The sequence below is a fragment of the Methylobacterium sp. J-088 genome (assembly GCF_022829295.1).
Lineage (GTDB): Bacteria > Pseudomonadota > Alphaproteobacteria > Rhizobiales > Beijerinckiaceae > Methylobacterium.
This window is the reverse complement of record NZ_JAKSYH010000037.1, coordinates 1-17002: the sequence shown is the minus strand read 5'-3', so window position 1 is coordinate 17002 and position 17002 is coordinate 1. Positions and strand designations below refer to the sequence as shown.

Annotated in this window: 8 protein-coding genes and 1 pseudogene; 1 reads left to right on the top strand and 8 read right to left on the bottom strand. The window is 67.3% G+C overall.

Annotated features, from left to right (window positions below; all coding sequences use genetic code 11):
* Positions 1-317: 317 nt before the first annotated feature.
* The 4 genes and pseudogenes from MKK63_RS03325 to MKK63_RS03310 all read right to left on the bottom strand — a co-directional run bounded on the left by MKK63_RS03325 (position 318) and on the right by MKK63_RS03310 (position 7365).
* Positions 318-3137: a PAS domain-containing protein gene (locus tag MKK63_RS03325; protein WP_243998707.1), complete on the bottom strand. Its 2820-nt coding sequence runs from the start codon at positions 3135-3137 to the stop codon at positions 318-320.
* 43 nt (positions 3138-3180) lie between these two features.
* Complete coding sequence (locus MKK63_RS03320) at positions 3181-3378, bottom strand: type II toxin-antitoxin system ParD family antitoxin (RefSeq protein ID WP_243998694.1); 198 nt, start codon at positions 3376-3378, stop codon at positions 3181-3183.
* Positions 3379-3571: 193 nt separating this feature from the next.
* Positions 3572-5019 (bottom strand): annotated as a pseudogene (locus tag MKK63_RS03315) (IS1182 family transposase).
* A 372-nt stretch (positions 5020-5391) separates the two neighbouring features.
* The gene (locus MKK63_RS03310) at positions 5392-7365 is read right to left on the bottom strand and encodes an AI-2E family transporter (RefSeq protein WP_243998692.1); all 1974 of its coding nucleotides are present in this window, start codon (positions 7363-7365) and stop codon (positions 5392-5394) included.
* Between the two features lie 267 nt (positions 7366-7632).
* Here MKK63_RS03310 and MKK63_RS03305 point away from each other — a divergent pair, with 267 nt between their 5' ends.
* Positions 7633-10287 carry an MHYT domain-containing protein gene (locus tag MKK63_RS03305; protein ID WP_243998690.1) on the top strand — a complete coding sequence of 885 codons (2655 nt, stop codon included), beginning with the start codon at positions 7633-7635 and terminating at the stop codon, positions 10285-10287.
* Positions 10288-10720: 433 nt separating this feature from the next.
* Here MKK63_RS03305 and MKK63_RS03300 read toward each other — a convergent pair whose 3' ends face one another.
* The 4 genes from MKK63_RS03300 to MKK63_RS03285 form a co-directional block, all read right to left on the bottom strand.
* Positions 10721-13459: a PAS domain-containing protein gene (locus MKK63_RS03300; protein WP_243998688.1), complete on the bottom strand. Its 2739-nt coding sequence runs from the start codon at positions 13457-13459 to the stop codon at positions 10721-10723.
* A 450-nt stretch (positions 13460-13909) separates the two neighbouring features.
* A complete protein-coding gene (locus MKK63_RS03295) occupies positions 13910-14299 on the bottom strand; it encodes an acyl-CoA thioesterase (RefSeq protein ID WP_243998686.1) in 390 nt (129 codons plus the stop codon).
* A 73-nt stretch (positions 14300-14372) separates the two neighbouring features.
* Positions 14373-15347, bottom strand: a complete 975-nt coding sequence (locus MKK63_RS03290; RefSeq protein ID WP_243998684.1) for a UV DNA damage repair endonuclease UvsE — start codon at positions 15345-15347, stop codon at positions 14373-14375.
* Positions 15348-15498: 151 nt separating this feature from the next.
* On the bottom strand, positions 15499-16536 hold the full coding sequence (locus tag MKK63_RS03285; protein WP_243998682.1) for a phosphoesterase: 1038 nt from the start codon (positions 16534-16536) through the stop codon (positions 15499-15501).
* Between the last annotated feature and the right edge of the window lie 466 nt (positions 16537-17002).

Sequence of the window (17002 nt, the reverse complement as noted above, 5' to 3'; positions counted from 1 at the left end):
GCGACCGGTAGGCCGTGATTTCGTCCTCCATCCGCGCCTCCCTGCAGCGCTCGCGAAAAGACGTTGGAACTTGACCCACGGGTCGATCACGCCCCGATCGATTCCGAACTCTTCGCAGCGTGAGCCCCGGCTTCCCTGACGAAAACGAGCCCCAACCCGGCAACTCCGGTAGGAACTCCTGGAAGCGGCAGCAAAACGGACGACCGCTTCCGGATTACGGCGGGGATGACGGCTAACGGCAAAGTTGGGTCGGATGCGGAACGTCCGCTGTCGGATCAAGAGCCAAAATCCGATAGTCACCCATAGCGGACACACGACTATGAGCGCAGCGCCTGCTCCTTGCTGCCCTCGATCATCGAGCGGATGCGCGCAGCCATGCGGTCCATCGCGAACGGCTTGGTTAGCACCGCCATGCCCGGCGGAAGCGTCCCGTTGCCGAGGATTGCGTTCTCTGCGTAGCCCGTGATGAATAACACCTTTAGTTCAGGACGGTGGACCCGCGCGGCGTCGGCCATCTGCCGCCCGTTCATGCCACCCGGCAGCCCAACATCCGTGACCAGCAGGTCGATACGCACGTCCGATTGCAGCACCTTGAGGCCAGTGGCACTGTCTCCAGCCTCGATCGCCGCGTAGCCGAGGTCTTCAAGGATGTCGGTGATCAGCATGCGCACGGTCGGCTCGTCGTCGACGATCAGGACCGTCTCACCAGCCTCGGAGCGTGGCAGTTCGCCGATCGTTTGATCTCTCGTCTCATCCTCGACCTCCCCATAGTGGCGCGGCAGGTAGATGCACACCGTGGTGCCCTGCCCGACCTCCGAGTAGATCCGAACCTGCCCGCCTGACTGCTGGGCGAAGCCGTAGATCATCGACAGGCCGAGGCCGGTCCCCTCGCCGATGGGCTTCGTCGTGAAGAACGGGTCGAATGCCCTGGCGACGACCTCAGGTGGCATGCCGGTGCCGGTGTCGGTCACGCAAAGGCTAAGGTACTGCCCCTCGGGCAAGTCGTGCTGTCGCGCGGCCCGCTCGTCCATCCACTTGTTTGCGGTCTCGACGGTGATGGTGCCCCCATCCGGCATCGCGTCGCGCGCATTGATGCAGAGGTTCAGAAGCGCGTTCTCAAGCTGCGGCGGGTCCACCAAGGCAGGCCAGCCATTGGTCGCGCCGACGACCTCGACCGGGATGCCGGGTCCGACCGTTCGCTGGATCAGGTCGTGCATGCCCGTGGCAAGCCGGGTCACGTCGGTGGGCTTCGGATCGAGCGTCTGGCGGCGCGAGAACGCGAGGAGGCGATGCGTCAGGGCCGCAGCGCGCTTGGCTGCCCCCTGTGCCGCCGTCATGTAGCGGTCCACGTCCGTAAGGCGGCCCTGCTGCATCCGGGTCTGCATCAGCTCCAGTGAGCCGGAGATGCCCGCCAGCAGGTTGTTGAAGTCGTGAGCTAAGCCTCCGGTGAGTTGGCCCACCGCCTCCATCTTCTGCGATTGGCGCAGGGCTTCCTGAGCCTGGGCCAGCTCAGCCTGGCCGCGCAACCGTTCCGTGACGTCGGCCACGAACTGGTAGCAACCCACGCGCTCGCCGCGTTCATCGCGCAGGGTGCGGAACTTGATCTCGTAATAGGGACGGGTCCGCTCGGGATCGCCATAGTCCTCAACGAAGGTGGTTTCCTCGCCGGCAAGCCCCCGGCCCCATCCGGCCCGTACCTGCGCCTGATGCTCCGGCTGGTCCGCGAGCAGATCGAGCATGTTATCGCCAACCTTGGGGCGCACGCCGTAGATGCGCTCGAACTCGTCGGCATTCGCTTTGTTGATGGCCAGGATGGTGTAGTTCAGGTCCGCGGCCATCACCAGGACGTCGGTGCGCTCGACGATGGTCGCGAGGAAATTCCGCTCCGCCGTCCGTTCGGAAACCTGTCGCTCCAGCGTCGTGTTCATGACGCGGAGTGCATCCTCCATGCGCTTCCGTTCGGAGATGTCACTGAACAGGACCGCGACGCGATGCTCCCCCGGGTCACCGACGCGGAGCGCGCGCACGTCGAACCACCGCCCGAACACGTCCGCCTTGTTCTCGAAATGCGCCGGTTCGCCGGTCAGCGCGACATGCCCGTAGGTCTCGAACCAATGGTGTTCGAGATCGGGCGCGAACTCGCTTACCCATAAACCGAGGACGTTGGCCCCGGTCTGCCGTTCGAAAGCGGGATTGGCCTCGACGATGCGATAATCGACGGCGCGATCGCCCTCGAACCTCAACTCGATGATGCAGAACCCGACGTCTATGCTCTCGAACAGGGCGCGGTAGCGGCTCTCGCTTTCAGCTAGCGCGGCGCGCGCGCGCACTTGGTCGGTCATCTCGTACCCACCGACGAAGATGCCGGTGACGGCGCCCGCCGCGTCGCGAATGGGCTGATAGATGAAGGTGATGAAGCGATCGGCGTCATCGCCGGCGAACCGGATCGGCTGATTGCTGGCCGTGTACGCCTCGCCGGTCTTGTAGACCCGGTCGAGCAGCTCGAAGAACCCCTTGCCTTCGACCTCCGGGAACACCTCGCGGGCGCTGCGCCCCAGGTAGTCGCGTTGCCCGGCAATCGTGACATAGGCGTCGTTGACGTACTCGAAGATGTGAGGTGGGTCCCGCAGCACCGCGACGAACCCCGGCATCTGCTGCAGCATCACCCGCTGCCGCTGCCGTTCGGACGCGGCCTGGCGCTCGGCAAGGACCTGACGAGTTGTCTCGGTGCAGGCACAGAACAGGCCGGCGACGGCTCCGTCATCCCCAAAGACGGGGGTGTAGGAGAACGCGAAGTGGGTTTCCTCGGGATAGCCGTTGCGATGAAGGGTGAGTTGGAGGTCATCCATGTGCACGGGGTCGCCCGTGAACACGCGGTCCATTAAAGCACCCACCGCGTCCCGGACCTCAGGCCAGATCTCGAAGAACGGGCGTCCGAGGGCTGACGGGTGCCTCCCGCCCAGCATCGGCGCGTAGGTGTCGTTGTAGACCAGGGTGCGGTCCGGCCCCCACGCGATGAACATGGGTTGTTGCGAATTGAGCATGACGCGCACGAGCGTCACGAGCGATTGAGGCCAGCGCTCCTTTGGCCCGAGTGTGGTCGTCGACCAATCGTAGGCACGCATGAGCGCGCCCATCTCTCCGCCGCCCTTGAGGAACCCGCCCGGCTGGCCTGTCAGCTCAGCCACGCAGCACCTCATGGCTGACACCAGAATTTCTGATCGCCGAGAGGGCCACGGCCTCGTCACGCTCCAAAAGACGGAGCGCGGAGCGCATGACCTCGCTGATGTTGCGGTAGCGGCCGGAGGCAAGGAAGGCGCGAAGGAGCGCGTCCTGTTCCGGTGCGATCGAGACGGTGACGGTGCGACGCACGGACATGGGGCAGCCATGCGCGCCAGGGTTTGTTCTTACAAGCTCACGACTGTCACATCAGGGAAATTAGATCGCCGTCAGATAAGCGGCCGCACCGCCATCCGGAACGTCCGCTACCCACCGAGGCCGTGTGAGAACGCAGATCCTTCAGGATTTGGGGTGACGCGCGGAGTCGTGTCGCGGCGTGCGGTGGTGGGCCTCAGGCTCGGATCGCTGCCATCAGCGGACCGACCCCGAAGATCTGGATCATCCGCTTCATGTCGTAGGCCAGAACCTGCACGCGCATCTCGGTCCTGACCGTCGCCAAGGTCCGGGTCAGGAAGTGTGTTGCTCCCATCCAAGCCTTCAGTGTGCCGAACGGGTGCTCCACCGTCTGGCGACGGATCTTCATCGCGTCCGGCATCCGGTCGAGCCGCTCCTGCATCGCATCGAGCACGTCCTCGTGCACCCACCGTCTGACCCGCCGCGTCTCTGCGGGCGGGCAGCGGGGCTCGAGCGCACAATCGAGACAGGCCGTCAGGTTGCGGTAGTGGTCCATCGCGTCGCCCTCGGTTCGGCGATCGGACCGGACAAGCCCCTCGGTCAGGCGCTGGCCGGCCGGACAGATGTAGGGGTCATGTCCAGCGTCGTAGATGAAGTCCCATCCCGTGAAGAGGCCGCGCTTCGCATGGACCGAGGTCAGGGTCTTGGGCACGTACGGCAGCACGCCCGTGCCCTCGCAGCCCGGCACCTGCCCCCGTTGCGGTAGCCCCGGTCGGCCCGCACCGTGAGCGTCGCGCATCCCGTCGCGGCCTGCGCCAGGAGGCCCATCGGTGCGAGCTGCGCCCGGTCGCTGCCGACGTTGGTCACCGCATGCGCCACGATCAGGTGGTGGTTGGTATCGACCGCGGCCTGGACGTTGTAGCCGACCGTGCCGGTGCCCTTGCCGCTGGCCGCCATGGAGCGCGCATCGGGATCGGTCAGCGAGACTTGGCCGTCGGGGGCGGCCTCGACCTGCCGACCCATCGCCTGAAGGACCTGCATCGGCTCGCGCAGGCGAGCGATCTTCTCGTTGAGCCGCGTCGTGCGCGCCTCGGCGACATCGCTCGGCACGCGGTCGGCCCGATCCAGCGCCGCGCGGTAGCGGCCGATGCTCGTCTCGACCTGCGCCAGCCGGGCTTCGACCTTGGCGGCGGTGTAGTTCTTGTCGCGGTTGTTGACCGCCTTGAACTTGCTGCCATCGATCGCGACGACGGTCTTACTGAACAGGTTCAACTGGCGGCACAGCACTACGAACTGCGCGCAGGCCGCCTGAATGGCCGGGCCATTGTCCCTGCGGAAGTCGGCCAGCGTCTTAGAGTCGGGCATCAGCCGGCCGGTGAGCCAGATCAGCTCGATGTTGGGCTGGCTCGCGCGTTCGAGGCGGCGGCTCGACGGGACGCGGTTGAGGTAACCGTAAAGGCAGATCTTGAGCAGCGTCGCCGGGTGATAGGCCGGACGGTCCGTTGCCTCCGGCACGGCGCCCGCGAAGCCGAGCGCGGCTAGATCCAGCTCATCGACAGAGACCTCGACGAGGCGAACCGGATTGTCGGCGGTGATGTAGTCGTCCAAGCCGTCGGGAAGGAGCGTGATCTGCCGACGATCCTCGCCTGCGATGAAGCGCTTCATCCCGGCCTCCTCAGACCAGGATCTATCCTACCAAATCAACGCGTTTTCACACAGCCTGCACCCGTTGCGGAAAGTTGAAGCGGCTATGAGGGCTGCCCGAAGACGGACATAGGCAGGGGTGAAATTCGGCCACGCAAATGACCCGCCCCCCGCCTATTCGAATGTCCGTTCGGAAGGCGAACCGTCAAGGACCGCCGCGGCCTCGCAGCACATTGAGGCGGTGGCCCGGCGCGCCAACGAATGCAACGTGGCGCATCGGATCGCCCCCCCTCGGCCGTGACCCTCAGTCCACGTGTGCCGAGGCGCGCACGACCCGGACATTCCTGGTGGACAGAGCCCACGATGATGGCGGTCGAGGGTCGAACGCCGCGTTCACGCCGCCCGGATCCCGGTGGACGAACCAGGGATCTCCGTCGATCCCCCAGCGGCGCGAAGGCACGCCTCCACGGCCGCGCGGAGGGAGGACACGTAGACGTCTGCGCCGACCTCGCGCCCGAGGCTGGCGTCGGTGAGCACCTTCTCGCCCTCGGGCCACAAGCCGACCAGCACGGGCACGCCGGGCACCCTGCGCTTCAGGCGCTCCAGCAGGTAGCGCAGGTGCGCCGGGTTGCCGGAGATGTCGAGGTAGGACACGCAGACCATGGCCACCCCCGCCACGTCCAGGTCTCGGATGCCGTCGCGAGAGACGGCTTGGTACGGCGTCACACGGGCGCCGAGCCCGTGCTTGCGCAGCAATTGCGCCAGCATCGCCGAGGACGCCTCGTCGAGCGGACCTCGCCCGGCCACGCACAGGACCGGTGTCTCGCCGCGCCATGCCTCGGGAAGGGCCTCGCGGGGCGGAGCTTGGCCTGGCACCGCCTCGTTCTTCGGGTGCGCCCTCTCGGCGAGCGTCGGAGTCTCGCTCGGGTTGACCGCCTTGGTGTCGCGGGTCGGCTCGGCGTCCTCGTGCGCCTCGAAATCCTCGACCAGCGAACGGGCGGACGCGCGGATGTTTTCCAGTTGCGCCGGGATGACGACGCCGCGGGCATAGTCGTTGGCGGCGAGTTGCAGGCCCTTGAGCGCGACTTCATCGTAATATGACGACAACGAGCGCTCCTTCAGCATGGCCTCGCCGAGGTCGCGCGCCTCGTCCGGGTCGCCGGCCAGCATGCGCTGGTAGAAGTTTTCGACCGGCGTCAGCGGCGGCCGGTCGCCCAGCAGGATGTCTAGGAACTCCAGGCTGTCGACGTGGCGTCCGAGCACGACGAGACAGACGGTGAACGGGGTAGCGAGGATCAGGCCGATCGGCCCCCAGAGAAACCCCCAGAACAGGGTCGAGACGATCACCGCGAACGGCGACAGCCCGGTGGAGTGGCCGTAGAGCAGCGGCTCGATCACCTGCCCGAAAATCGGCTCGGCGATCAGGAACAGGGCCGCGGTGGCAATGACCATCGACCAGCCCGGGTCGACCGCGGCCGCGAGCGCCACGGGAAGGATGCCCGAGATGAAGGCGCCGATGTAGGGAACGAAGCGCATCAGCGCCGAGAACACACCCCACAGGAGCGGGTTGGGCACGCCGATGATCCAGAGGCCGACGCCGACGATGACGCCGAAGGCGGCGTTCATGCCGAGTTGGGCGAGGAAGTAGGTGCCGAGCCGGCCCGCCGCGTCGTCCATGGCCACGGTGGTGCGGTGCAGGTCGCTCGACCCGAACAGGCGGATCATGCGGTTGCGCAGATCCTCGCGCTGAAGCAGCAGGAACACGACCACGACGAGGACGATGCCGACCGTCGTCAGGGGCTCGAAGATCGGCCCGAGCACCTTCTCGGCCAGCGCCAACGGCGAGATGTCCGGCTCCTGGACGCGCACGAGCTGCGCCTTCGGGGTATCCCCGCCGGGACCCGTGGCTGCGCTGGTTCCGGCTGCATCCGCCTTCTGGGTGGCGTCGCTGACCTGATGGCTGAACTTGGCGATGACCCTGTTGGCTTGCCCCAGCCATCCGTCCTGCAGGCCAGCGAACTTTTTCTGCACGGTGGTCTGATACTGAGGCAGGTTGCCGGCGAGCCCGGCGACCTGGGTGCCGATGACCGCGCCGATGCCGCCGATAACGCCGAGCGCCAGCAGGACCGCGACGATGACCGAGGGCACGCGTCCGATCCTGATCCGGCGCAGCAAGTTCACCACCGGCGCAAGGACGAAGCTGAGGAGCACCGCCAGAACCAGGGGGATGAACACCTCGCGCCCGAAGTAGAGGGCGGCGATCAGCACGACGCCGACCGCGAGGGTCAGGAGCCCGCGCAGGCCCGGGACGAGGGGCGGCGGCACCTGGGCAGGCGGGCGCGGGATCACGGCTTCGTCGGTCGGCATGGGGTGTCAAACTCTTTACGCTGTGCCGGCTACGCGCGGCGCCCAGGCAGGTAACGTCGCCGGACGCGTTTCGACCCGGTCACGACGCTCAGAGGCCGCACCTTTCCCGATGCGCCGAGCCTCGACAGGAACGGACGCCGTGATGGCGTCTTGCCCCGGTGGCGGATCGGGCCGACGTCATCCCGCCGCCCCACGGCGTCACGTTCGCGCCCACATCATCGCTCCGTGCCCCACCACGGCACGGCGCTTACCCGGACTCGGTCGCCCATGGTTCACACCGGCTACAACCCGGCCCTCGTCGGACTGTCCATCGTCATCGCGGTGTTCGCGTCCTACGCGGCGCTCGACCTCGGCGCGCGCGTGCGCAAGCCCGATATCGGTCCGCGCTGGGCCTGGGGCGCCGGGGCCGCGGTGGCGATGGGCGGCGGCATCTGGGCGATGCACTTCGTCGGCATGATCGCCTTCGAGATGGGCATGCCCGCCGTATACGACCTGGGCCTGACGCTCCTGTCGTTGCTGATCGCGGTCGGCGTGACCGCCGCCGCCTTCGCCTGGGTCGCGGTGCGCGGAACCGGCATGCGGGCGCTTCTCGTCGCCGGGCCGCTCATGGGCGTGGGCGTGGCCGCCATGCACTACACCGGAATGGCCGCGATGCGCGTGCCCGGCAACCTCGCCTTCGACCCCGCCATCGTCGCGGTTTCCGTGGCCATCGCGGTCACCGCGGCGACGGCCGCCCTGTGGCTGACCTTCCGGCGCAATCGCCCCTGGCAGAAGCTCGCCGCCGCCTGCGTCATGGGCCTGGCGGTGGCCGGTATGCATTACACCGGCATGGCCGCAGCGACCTTCACCGCGGAGGAGGCCGGAGCCCACGCCGCCCACGCCACCGCCCTGGGAGCCAACCAGCAGACCATCGCCCTTTCCGTGGCCGGCGTAACCTTCGTCATCCTGTTCCTGGCGATGATGGCCGGCTCCCTCGACCAGCGGCGCGTCCAGCGCCGCCTGCACGTGAGCGAGGCTCGCTTCCGCTCCGCGGTCCTCGCGGTGGACGGTGTGATGTGGACGGCCGACGTTTCCGGCGACTTTGTCGAGGAGCAGCCCGGCTGGGAGCAGATCACCGGCCAGGCGTTCGCCGAGTACCGCGGGGGCGGCTGGGCATCGGCCATCCATCCCGAGGACCTGCCCGAGACGGTCCGGGCCTGGACGGATGCGGTCCGCTCGGGCGGATCCTTCGCGATCGAGCATCGCATCCGGGCGCCGGACGGCTTCTTCCGGCACTACGCGGTCCGCGCCATCCCGGTCCACGACGTTGACGGCACGATCCGAGAGTGGGTCGGCGTGCACGCGGACGTCACCGCCCGCCACCAGTACGAGACCGCGCTGTGCGAGGCGCGCGACGCGGCGGAGGGGGCCAACCGCGCCAAGAGCGCATTCCTGGCCAACATGAGCCACGAGCTGCGCACGCCGCTCTCAGCGGTAATCGGCTATGCCGAGATGCTGGAGGAGGACGCCGAGGATGCGGGCGAGGACGCCCTGGTCGGCGACCTGGGCAAGATCAAGTCGAACGCCCAGCACCTGCTCGGGCTCATCAACGACGTGCTCGACCTGTCGAAGGTCGAGGCCGAGAAAATGGACGTCTACGCCGAGGACGTCGTGGTCGAGGCGTTCACCCGCGACGCCGCGGGGACGGTCGAGGCGTTGATCGCCAAGAAGGGCAACCGCTTCGCGCTCGACCTGGCGCCGGACCTCGGCGAGATGCGCACCGATGCGGTGAAGCTGCGCCAGTGCCTGTTCAACCTGCTCGGCAACGCCGCCAAGTTCACGGAAGGCGGCACGGTCACGCTGCGAGTCCGCCGCGAGCGCCGCCAGGGGGGCGACAGACTCACGTTCGCCGTCATTGACACCGGCATCGGGATGACGCGGGAACAGGTTGCGGGCCTGTTCGAGCGGTTCAAGCAGGCCGACGAAACCACCACGCGCCGCTTCGGCGGCACAGGGCTCGGCCTCGCCTTGACTAAGGCACTCGCGCGGCTGATGGGGGGCGACGTCACGGTGACGAGCGCCGAGGGCGTCGGGACGACCTTCACGCTGGCGCTCCCCGCGATCCTACCGGACCCGCAGCAGGAAAGCACGTTCCCGTCGCCACCGCTCACGGATGCTGAGCCGCACGGGGACGGCCACGTCGTCCTGATCATCGACGACGAGGCGAGCCAGCGCGACCTGATGGTCCGCTACCTGACACGACAGGGGTTCGCGGCCCGGGCCGTCGCCGATGGACGAAGCGGGATCGACTTGGCTCGGAAGCTTCGTCCGATGGCGATCCTGCTCGACGTGATGATGCCGGAGATGGACGGCTGGGCCGTCCTGGCCACGCTGAAGGCCGACGAGATCACGCAGGATATCCCGGTCGTCATGGTCAGCTTCGTCGCCGACCCGGCGCTCGGGGCCTCACTCGGCGCAGCTGGATCGATCCCGAAGCCGGTGGACTGGCCCCGGCTGCGCGGCGTCCTCGACCGCATCGGCACCGATGCGGGCGACGTGCTCGTCGTGGACGACGACGCCGACATGCGCCGCCGGCTTCGTTCGACCCTCGTCCGGCACGGGTTCGCGGTGCGCGAGGCCGGAGACGGCGCTGAGGCGCTTGCGCGGGTGCGCGAGGCACGCCCGGGGCTCGTGCTCCTCGACCTGACGATGCCGGTGATGGATGGGTTCACCTTCCTACGCGAGCTCCGCGCCATGCCGGCCTGCGCGGAGGTGCCGGTGGTGGTGCTCAGCGCCAGGGACGTATCTGCGGAGGAGCGACGCCGGCTCGCGGGCGCCGATAGCGTCCTGCGCAAGGGGGACGCCAGCCTCCAGGACGTGGCCGCGGCCGTCGAACGCCTGCATCCTGCTACAGTCGAACAGGTTTCGTCGACTGCTCGGTGACCGCCGCTTGCCCGTCGGATCGGTCGACCCGGTCGCACGTGCCGGCCCACGGGCGTGGAACCCATACGTGCGAAAATTCGCTCCACCCGCCCGAAGCGCCAGGCCAGCGTCCGACGGACGCCGCGCAATCGGCCGAGTGTCTGAAGGCGATCCGGCACGAACCCCTGACGCTCTCGGCGCAGAGGTCGGGCAGATCATTGCCGTCAGGCTGTTGACGCGCCCATGGCCGGCATCTCCCCGTCGGATAACGCTACATCCGACCGGTTTGGGACCTACCGATCTCGACCATGGACTTCCCGGTGTCGGTCAACCACTAGCGGCATCCCCGGCTTGCGCATCCGTGCGAAAACGGGACGTGGCGTTCGTGGCATCACCGCCTGCGATGCGGCGTCGGCCACCTTGCGTCGGCCGTCCCGGCGAGCCATCGGCGGCCTTAGTGCCCGGCGGTCGGCGCATCCTCCGCCTGAAGGCCCTTGAGGGGGGCGTCGATCAGGCATACGACGCCGGCTGCCGGGTACGAGAGATCCACCTCGCCGCCAAAGTTTCCCGCGAGCCCCCGCCCAATCAGCCTGGACCCGAACCCGGTCCGCGTCGGCGGTACGACCACCGGACCGCCCTGCTCCGACCAACGCAGGACGCAGTGTGGCTCGCCACCGTTCTGGCGCAGCGACCAGACAACCGACACCTTGCCGATCGCCGTGGATAGGGCCCCGTATTTGGCCGCGTTGGTGGCGAGCTCGTGCAGCATCAGCGACAGCGACATCGCCGCCTTCGAGCCGACCGTGAAGCTCGGCCCTTCCAGGACGAAGCGACCCGCGTTGTCCTCGTGGTTCCGCAAGGCGTTCCGGATTAGAGTCTCGATGGGGGCGGAGCCCACCGAGCCGTCGAGCAGTAGGTCATGGGACTTGCTGAGCGCGATGAGCCGGCCCGCGAGGGTCTCCTTGGCCGCGTCCAGGTCGGTCGCCGTGCGCATGGTCTGGGTGGCGATGGACTGCACCATCGCCAGCATGTTCTTCATGCGGTGGCTGAGTTCGAGGTTGAGCGTCGTCTGCCGCTCCTCCGCCTCAATACGCGCCATGGCCGCTCGGGTCCGGTCCGCGATGGTGTTGGCGAAGCCGATCTCCGCCGGTGTCCAGGCGTAGGGGGCGTCCTTCAGGGCGTAGAGCAGCGCGACGAACCGGCCGTGCTCCATGAGCGGCAGGTTGAGCAGTGAGCGGACATGGATGGCAGCGAGGGCCGCGGCGTCCTCGGATGTCCGAGGATCCTCGGTCACGTCGTCGATGATGACCGCGTGGCCGCCCTTGAGGTTCTCGATGTACGAGCCGTAATCCCGGAACGCGTGAATGCCGTTGACCGACGGCAATCCCGATGCGGTCCAGCCTTGCCCGACGTCGATGGCCTCGCTGTCGTGGTGGACCGACCCGTATCCGGCATGGGACAATCCGAGGGTGCGCCCGAGGATCTCCGCAGCAACCTTGGCGCTCTCCGCCCGGTTGTCCGTGTTGCGCAGCCGGTCGCCGAGTTCAGCAAGAGCGGCGCGCATGGCGTCAGCCCGCTTGCGCTCAGAGACGTCGATAAACATCGCGGCGAAGCGTTGCTCGGTCTCGCGGTAGGCCCGGACTTCGAAGGTGCGCCGCAGCTCGGGCACCGCGATTTCGAAGACCTCGGGCGTCCCGGTGTCGACCACCCGCGCGTAGGTCTCGATCACCCAGTCCGGGATGTCCGAGATGGTCTCCCGCAAGGTCCGGCCCACGGTCTCGACCGGTAGTCCAGATTGGGCCGCGAAGGCGGGGTTGATCTCGACGAATCGGTAATCGACCGGCTTGCCGTCGGCGTCACGGATGATCTCGCCGCTGAAGAAGCCCTCCTGCATGCCCTCAAACAGGCCGCGCCAGCGTTTCTCGCTTTCGGTGACAAGCTGGTCCGAGGCCCGCTGCTTGGTGATGTCGCGCGAGACCACAAGGAGCCGCTCGGGGCGGCCCTCGGCGTCGCGAATCGGGGTGACCTGCACGTCCCACCACTTGGGCGTGCCTTTGAGCGTGTCGGCCGGTGCCTGGAAATGCCCAGTGCCGCCAGCCAGCGCCGCCCAGAACGCCGCCCTCGCGTCGTCCCGTGACTTCCCCTGCCAGAAACCGGTCCAGTCGCAGCCCCTGACCTGGTTGAAGTCATCGGCCTCGATAACGGCCAAGCCACCATCGTTCATGAAGGTCAGCCGGGCGTTCGGGTCGAGCACCTTGATGCAGTCGGCCGACGAGGACAGCACGCCCCGCATGAACGCGGCGTCAGCCGCCTCCTTGGCGGCGGCGTTCCGCTGGCTGGTGCGGTCCCGGAGGATTTTGAGGAAGCCCTCGTGCCGGCCGTGCTCGTCCCAGAGCGGCATCATCTCGCCGTTGGCCCAGAAGCGCTCGCCGCTCTTGCGGATGTGCCAGCGCTCGTCGGTGCCGCACCCGTGCAGGAGTGCGGAGGCCATCTCCTGCTCGGGGATGCCAGCGTAGACGTCCTCCTCGGTGAAGAATACGTGAACCGGCTTGCCGCACATCTCGGCCTCGTCCCAACCGAGGATGTGTTCGGCGCCAGGGGACCAACTCGTGACCAAGCCTTTCAAGTCCAGCGAGACGATGGCGTAGTCGACTGCGCTCTGCAGGATGGCCTTGTTGCGTCGGTCGCTCTCCCGGCGTTGCCGGAGGGAGCGCCGCAGTTCCAGGACCGTGATCACTTGGCGTGACAGGGTGCGGAGCACGAACGCCTGGGAAGGCGTGAGCTTGTTGGGCTTGGTGTCGAGGACGCACAGGGCGCCTAGGGACACGCCATCGGGCGTGATCAGCGGCGCGCCCGCGTAGAAGCGGACCTGGGGGCCTCCGGTGACGAGCGGGTTGGAGGCCGTGCGACGGTCCCGGGTCAAGTCCTCGATCTCGAAGATGTCGTCCTGTTGCGCGGCGTAGGCGCAGATCGACTGCGACAGGGGCGTCTCGTCCTGGCCGAAGCCGACCTCGGCCTTGAACCACTGCCGCTCGCCGTCGAGGAGAGAGATCAGTGAGACTGGCATGCCGCAGACCTCGGACGCGACCTTCACGATGTCCTGGAACTCGGCCTCGGCAGGCGTGTCGAGGATGCCGTAGTCGGCCAATGCCACCTGTCTACGGTCTTCGACCTGCGGATTCCGACCGAACATCCCTCGCTCACCGCTCCTTGCGACTCCGTCGCGGGTCCTTGCCAAACCAGGGGAAAACCCAATCCCGACCGCTCAGCGTCCCCTTCGTTCCGTACGTCCACCATATCCCGAAGGCGTCTCGCGCGTCTCGCGCAAGGCCACGACCGCGACGGAAAGACCGTGGGGCGTTCAACCCGTAAGCGCGGCCTTCGTCTCCCCGGGTGGAGGGTTGGAACGCGCCGTGGAGGCCGATCCTGGCCGCGGCACCGGTGCCTTTCCCGGTGCCGCCGAAGCAGGCGGACCCTGGACGTCGCGCCCGATGCCCGCAGCTGCATCACCGCTCGACAGGATCACCTAAGCGACCTGTCCCACGGCGGTCAGAACTACGGCATGGTCCGGTTCGATTTCACCGGGGCCGCCCGCTGCGGTCTCCAAGACGGCGGGTCGCGGCCCATTCCATCGATAGTTCGATCAACCGTCGTTGCCCTGCCGTGGCTTCCCGTCGTCGTCCACGGCGACGGCGGTGAAGACGCCCTCAGTGACCTTCTCCCCATCTCCGCCGATGCGGTCGCGGACCCAAACCTCAACCTTCCCGCCGAACGACATCTCACCCCCGTCCTGGAGAGTGCATGAGCAACGCACCTCGTCACCCACCGCGATGGGTCGGAGGAAGCGCATCGCGTCGATGCTGGCCGTCGCGATGCGTCCCTTCACCCGCTGCGAGGCGAAGGTGCCGCCTGCTAGATCCATCTGGGACACCGTCCAGCCGCCGAAGATCGCACCCGCCGCGTTCGTGTCGCGCGGCATGGCAGTCGTGCGGACATGGGGACCATCCGAGGTTCTTGATGCCGTGTCGCTCATGATGAGTTCCGCGCTCCGGTTCCCTGGTCGCGCCTACCGACCAAACGTCTGCAGGTACATCGGTTTTCCGGGGTCATTCCGCGGCTTCGACGTGCCCTTCGTCGACATCCGCCTCTCCGTCGGCATCGACACCCTCCTCCGGTTGCTCCTCGTCGTCCGTCGCCTCCTGTGCGGTGATGCCGAACCGAGCGGCGATGTCGGGTGCGAATCGCAGCAGATCAGGACGGAGCCGCAGCAGGCTGAGGTCCTTGGACCTCCCCTCCAGCATCACGTCGAAGATGAGTCCTTCGGCCATCCGCATCAAAGTCGCGAACTCGAAGGGGTTCGTAAAGTCGGCGTGACCTGTCCATGTGGGAGGCCGCAACACTGTCTTGAACCGGGCCGTCGCCTTGACCGGCGCTTTCAGCAACGCTTTGGAACCGTTGGCCTTCCCGGCCTTGGCAGCCTCGCGTTGCTTGGAGGTGATCTTCTGCTTGATCTCGCGCAACTCTGTGCGCGGCGAGGAAAAGTGCATCTTCGGTCGGATGCCGGCCGGCCACGTCGCAAGGAAGCGCGCGAAGGTCTCGCGCATGTCCAACCGCTCGGGGTTGAGGCACCAAAAATGCTTGTCGTCGAAGATGAGCCGAACGCCGGTACGCTCGTGGATCCAGAGCACGTCCGCCGCCGAGAAGCGCAGATCGTCGTTCTCAAGCTCCAGCCGGCGCTTCACGTGCTCCGGACATAGGTTCCAGCCGTCGACCCAACGCGCCCGGCTCGCCTCGTGGTCGTCGTAGACACCGCCAACGTGGGTGATCATCACCGCCTCGTCGCCCAGCTCCCTTCGATCCAGCATCTCCGCCTGACTGGAGAGATCCCAGATGCTCTTCTTCGTGAGCTCGGGGTTCGGGGCGTTCAGCAACACATACTGCGAGGGATGGAACGACAGCTGGATGTCGTCGGCCCGGGCCTTGGCGCCGAACGCCCGCAACTCGTCATCGCTCTCCGCCACCATGTTGTGGAACTGCGGCATGTCCGGATGGGTCGCATAGGGCGCGATGTCCGACGACATGCGGTACATGTCCAGGTTCTTGAACTTTAGGTAGCCCAGGACGTGGTCGAGCAGTTAGAGGGAACACTTGAGGGCGGGCCCTTCTGCCAGCGCCGTGTGTCCTGCGACTTCAGGTCTGGCCGCCCCATCACCTTGACGGGAAAGCCCAGCCTCAAGGGACGATCATTGCCGGTCGTGCCTGCACCCGTGCCTGGGGAAACCCAAGTCCCCGAATGAAGTGGTTCCAGTCGGCGTTGCGCAGCGCCCCGCCGGTCGCCTGTGCGTGGCCGTTGCCGTAGCGACCGTCGGCGTTGGCCGGACGATGCTCGGCGAGGAAGGCGATCAGATCCCGCCCACTGGCCGACCTTGCCGCGAAGTGCACCCACCCCGGGCGGTAGCCGGCGTTGGCGGCGATCACGATCTTGTCCTTCAGGCGCCCCCGCCACTGCTGGGCGATCAGGGGGTGGATCTGGCATGGGGAGTCGAGCGAAATCAGCGCGACGTCGCCGCCGATTTTAGGCGGCACGCGTTTGGCCGTGTCCATGGCCATCCGAACCTCGGTCTTGGCCGCATGCAAGGCTCGCGCATCGTCGTCGTCGCCCTTGGTGATGCGCTTCGGGCCGTCGGACGCAAGCAGGAGGCGAAGCGCGGGGCTGGCATCGGCCGCAGCCGTCCGCCTCGGGGCGTTGACGAGCGACGTGGCATCGCGAAGAGCCGTCTTGCCCCAGCGAGCCTGAGCCTCGGCGATCTCGGGGACGTCGAGGCCCTCCGCCATGTCACCGATCAAGCCCACGGCCGCCAGCCATAGGAGGTCGGCCTGATCTCCGATGGCGCCGGCGGCCCACCAGGCAAGCAAGGCGGTGGTCGGCTCGGGATCGAGGCCGTTTCCGCTGATCGTGACGGCATCCCTCGGTTCGCCGGTTGGGACGTGATGGTCTATGACGAGCGTCGGGCAGCCCGGTAGAACGGGATCGGCTCGGGTGCCGAGGTCGGCGACGATCAGGCCGCCGGGGTTGTCTTCCGCAAGCCGATCGGCAACCTCAGGATCCCACGGCGACTCCCCTTTGCCGACGACGACGGACACCGCGTCCCTTCCAGCCTGCCGGAGGGCGCGGATCAGGATGGCGGCGGCAGTCAGACCGTCCGCGTCGAAGTGGCTGACGACCAGGACGGGCCTACCTGGCTTGAACGTGGCGAGTGCCATCGTCATCGCGTCTCGCGCAGCCGCTCGTACATCGCCGTTCGATGACAAGCTCCCGATCCTCAGCACCCCGGCTATCCTCCCCATTCGACACCCTGGTTTGTATCGGTCGACAGCCGCCTGCCTCGGTCATCGCCGGTGCGGCCCCAGCGCCGCCTCGGACTCGGGCAACGCTCGAACCCGTGATCTGCCGACGACCTCTGGCGGAAAACCTGTGTGTTCCCTCCAGAGCGTGGCGGACGCGAGGGAGTCGGTCCCAACGAGCGCGCTGCCATAGGCGGCGATTCGGGACCTTCGCAGCCTGAGGCGAGGCGGAGAACCGTCCCACCAGTCCCTAGATGTTTGATCCCAGGGTTTGATGGTGCACTCTTCACCTCGGAGTGGAGGGATGCGCTATGGGCCAGGTTCTTCACGGCAGCGCCACAACGACGGGGGCAGTCCGTCGAGCGATCCAGCATAGTCAAGCGAGCCTGAG

Coding starts and splice junctions, on each gene's coding strand:
- MKK63_RS03325 (WP_243998707.1), bottom strand. CDS start 3,137: ATGGGCGCGCTCATGCGTGCCTACGATTGGTCGACGACCACACTCGGG.
- MKK63_RS03320 (WP_243998694.1), bottom strand. CDS start 3,378: ATGTCCGTGCGTCGCACCGTCACCGTCTCGATCGCACCGGAACAGGAC.
- MKK63_RS03310 (WP_243998692.1), bottom strand. CDS start 7,365: ATGCCGACCGACGAAGCCGTGATCCCGCGCCCGCCTGCCCAGGTGCCG.
- MKK63_RS03305 (WP_243998690.1), top strand. CDS start 7,633: ATGGTTCACACCGGCTACAACCCGGCCCTCGTCGGACTGTCCATCGTC.
- MKK63_RS03300 (WP_243998688.1), bottom strand. CDS start 13,459: ATGTTCGGTCGGAATCCGCAGGTCGAAGACCGTAGACAGGTGGCATTG.
- MKK63_RS03295 (WP_243998686.1), bottom strand. CDS start 14,299: ATGAGCGACACGGCATCAAGAACCTCGGATGGTCCCCATGTCCGCACG.
- MKK63_RS03290 (WP_243998684.1), bottom strand. CDS start 15,347: ATGTCGTCGGACATCGCGCCCTATGCGACCCATCCGGACATGCCGCAG.
- MKK63_RS03285 (WP_243998682.1), bottom strand. CDS start 16,536: ATGACGATGGCACTCGCCACGTTCAAGCCAGGTAGGCCCGTCCTGGTC.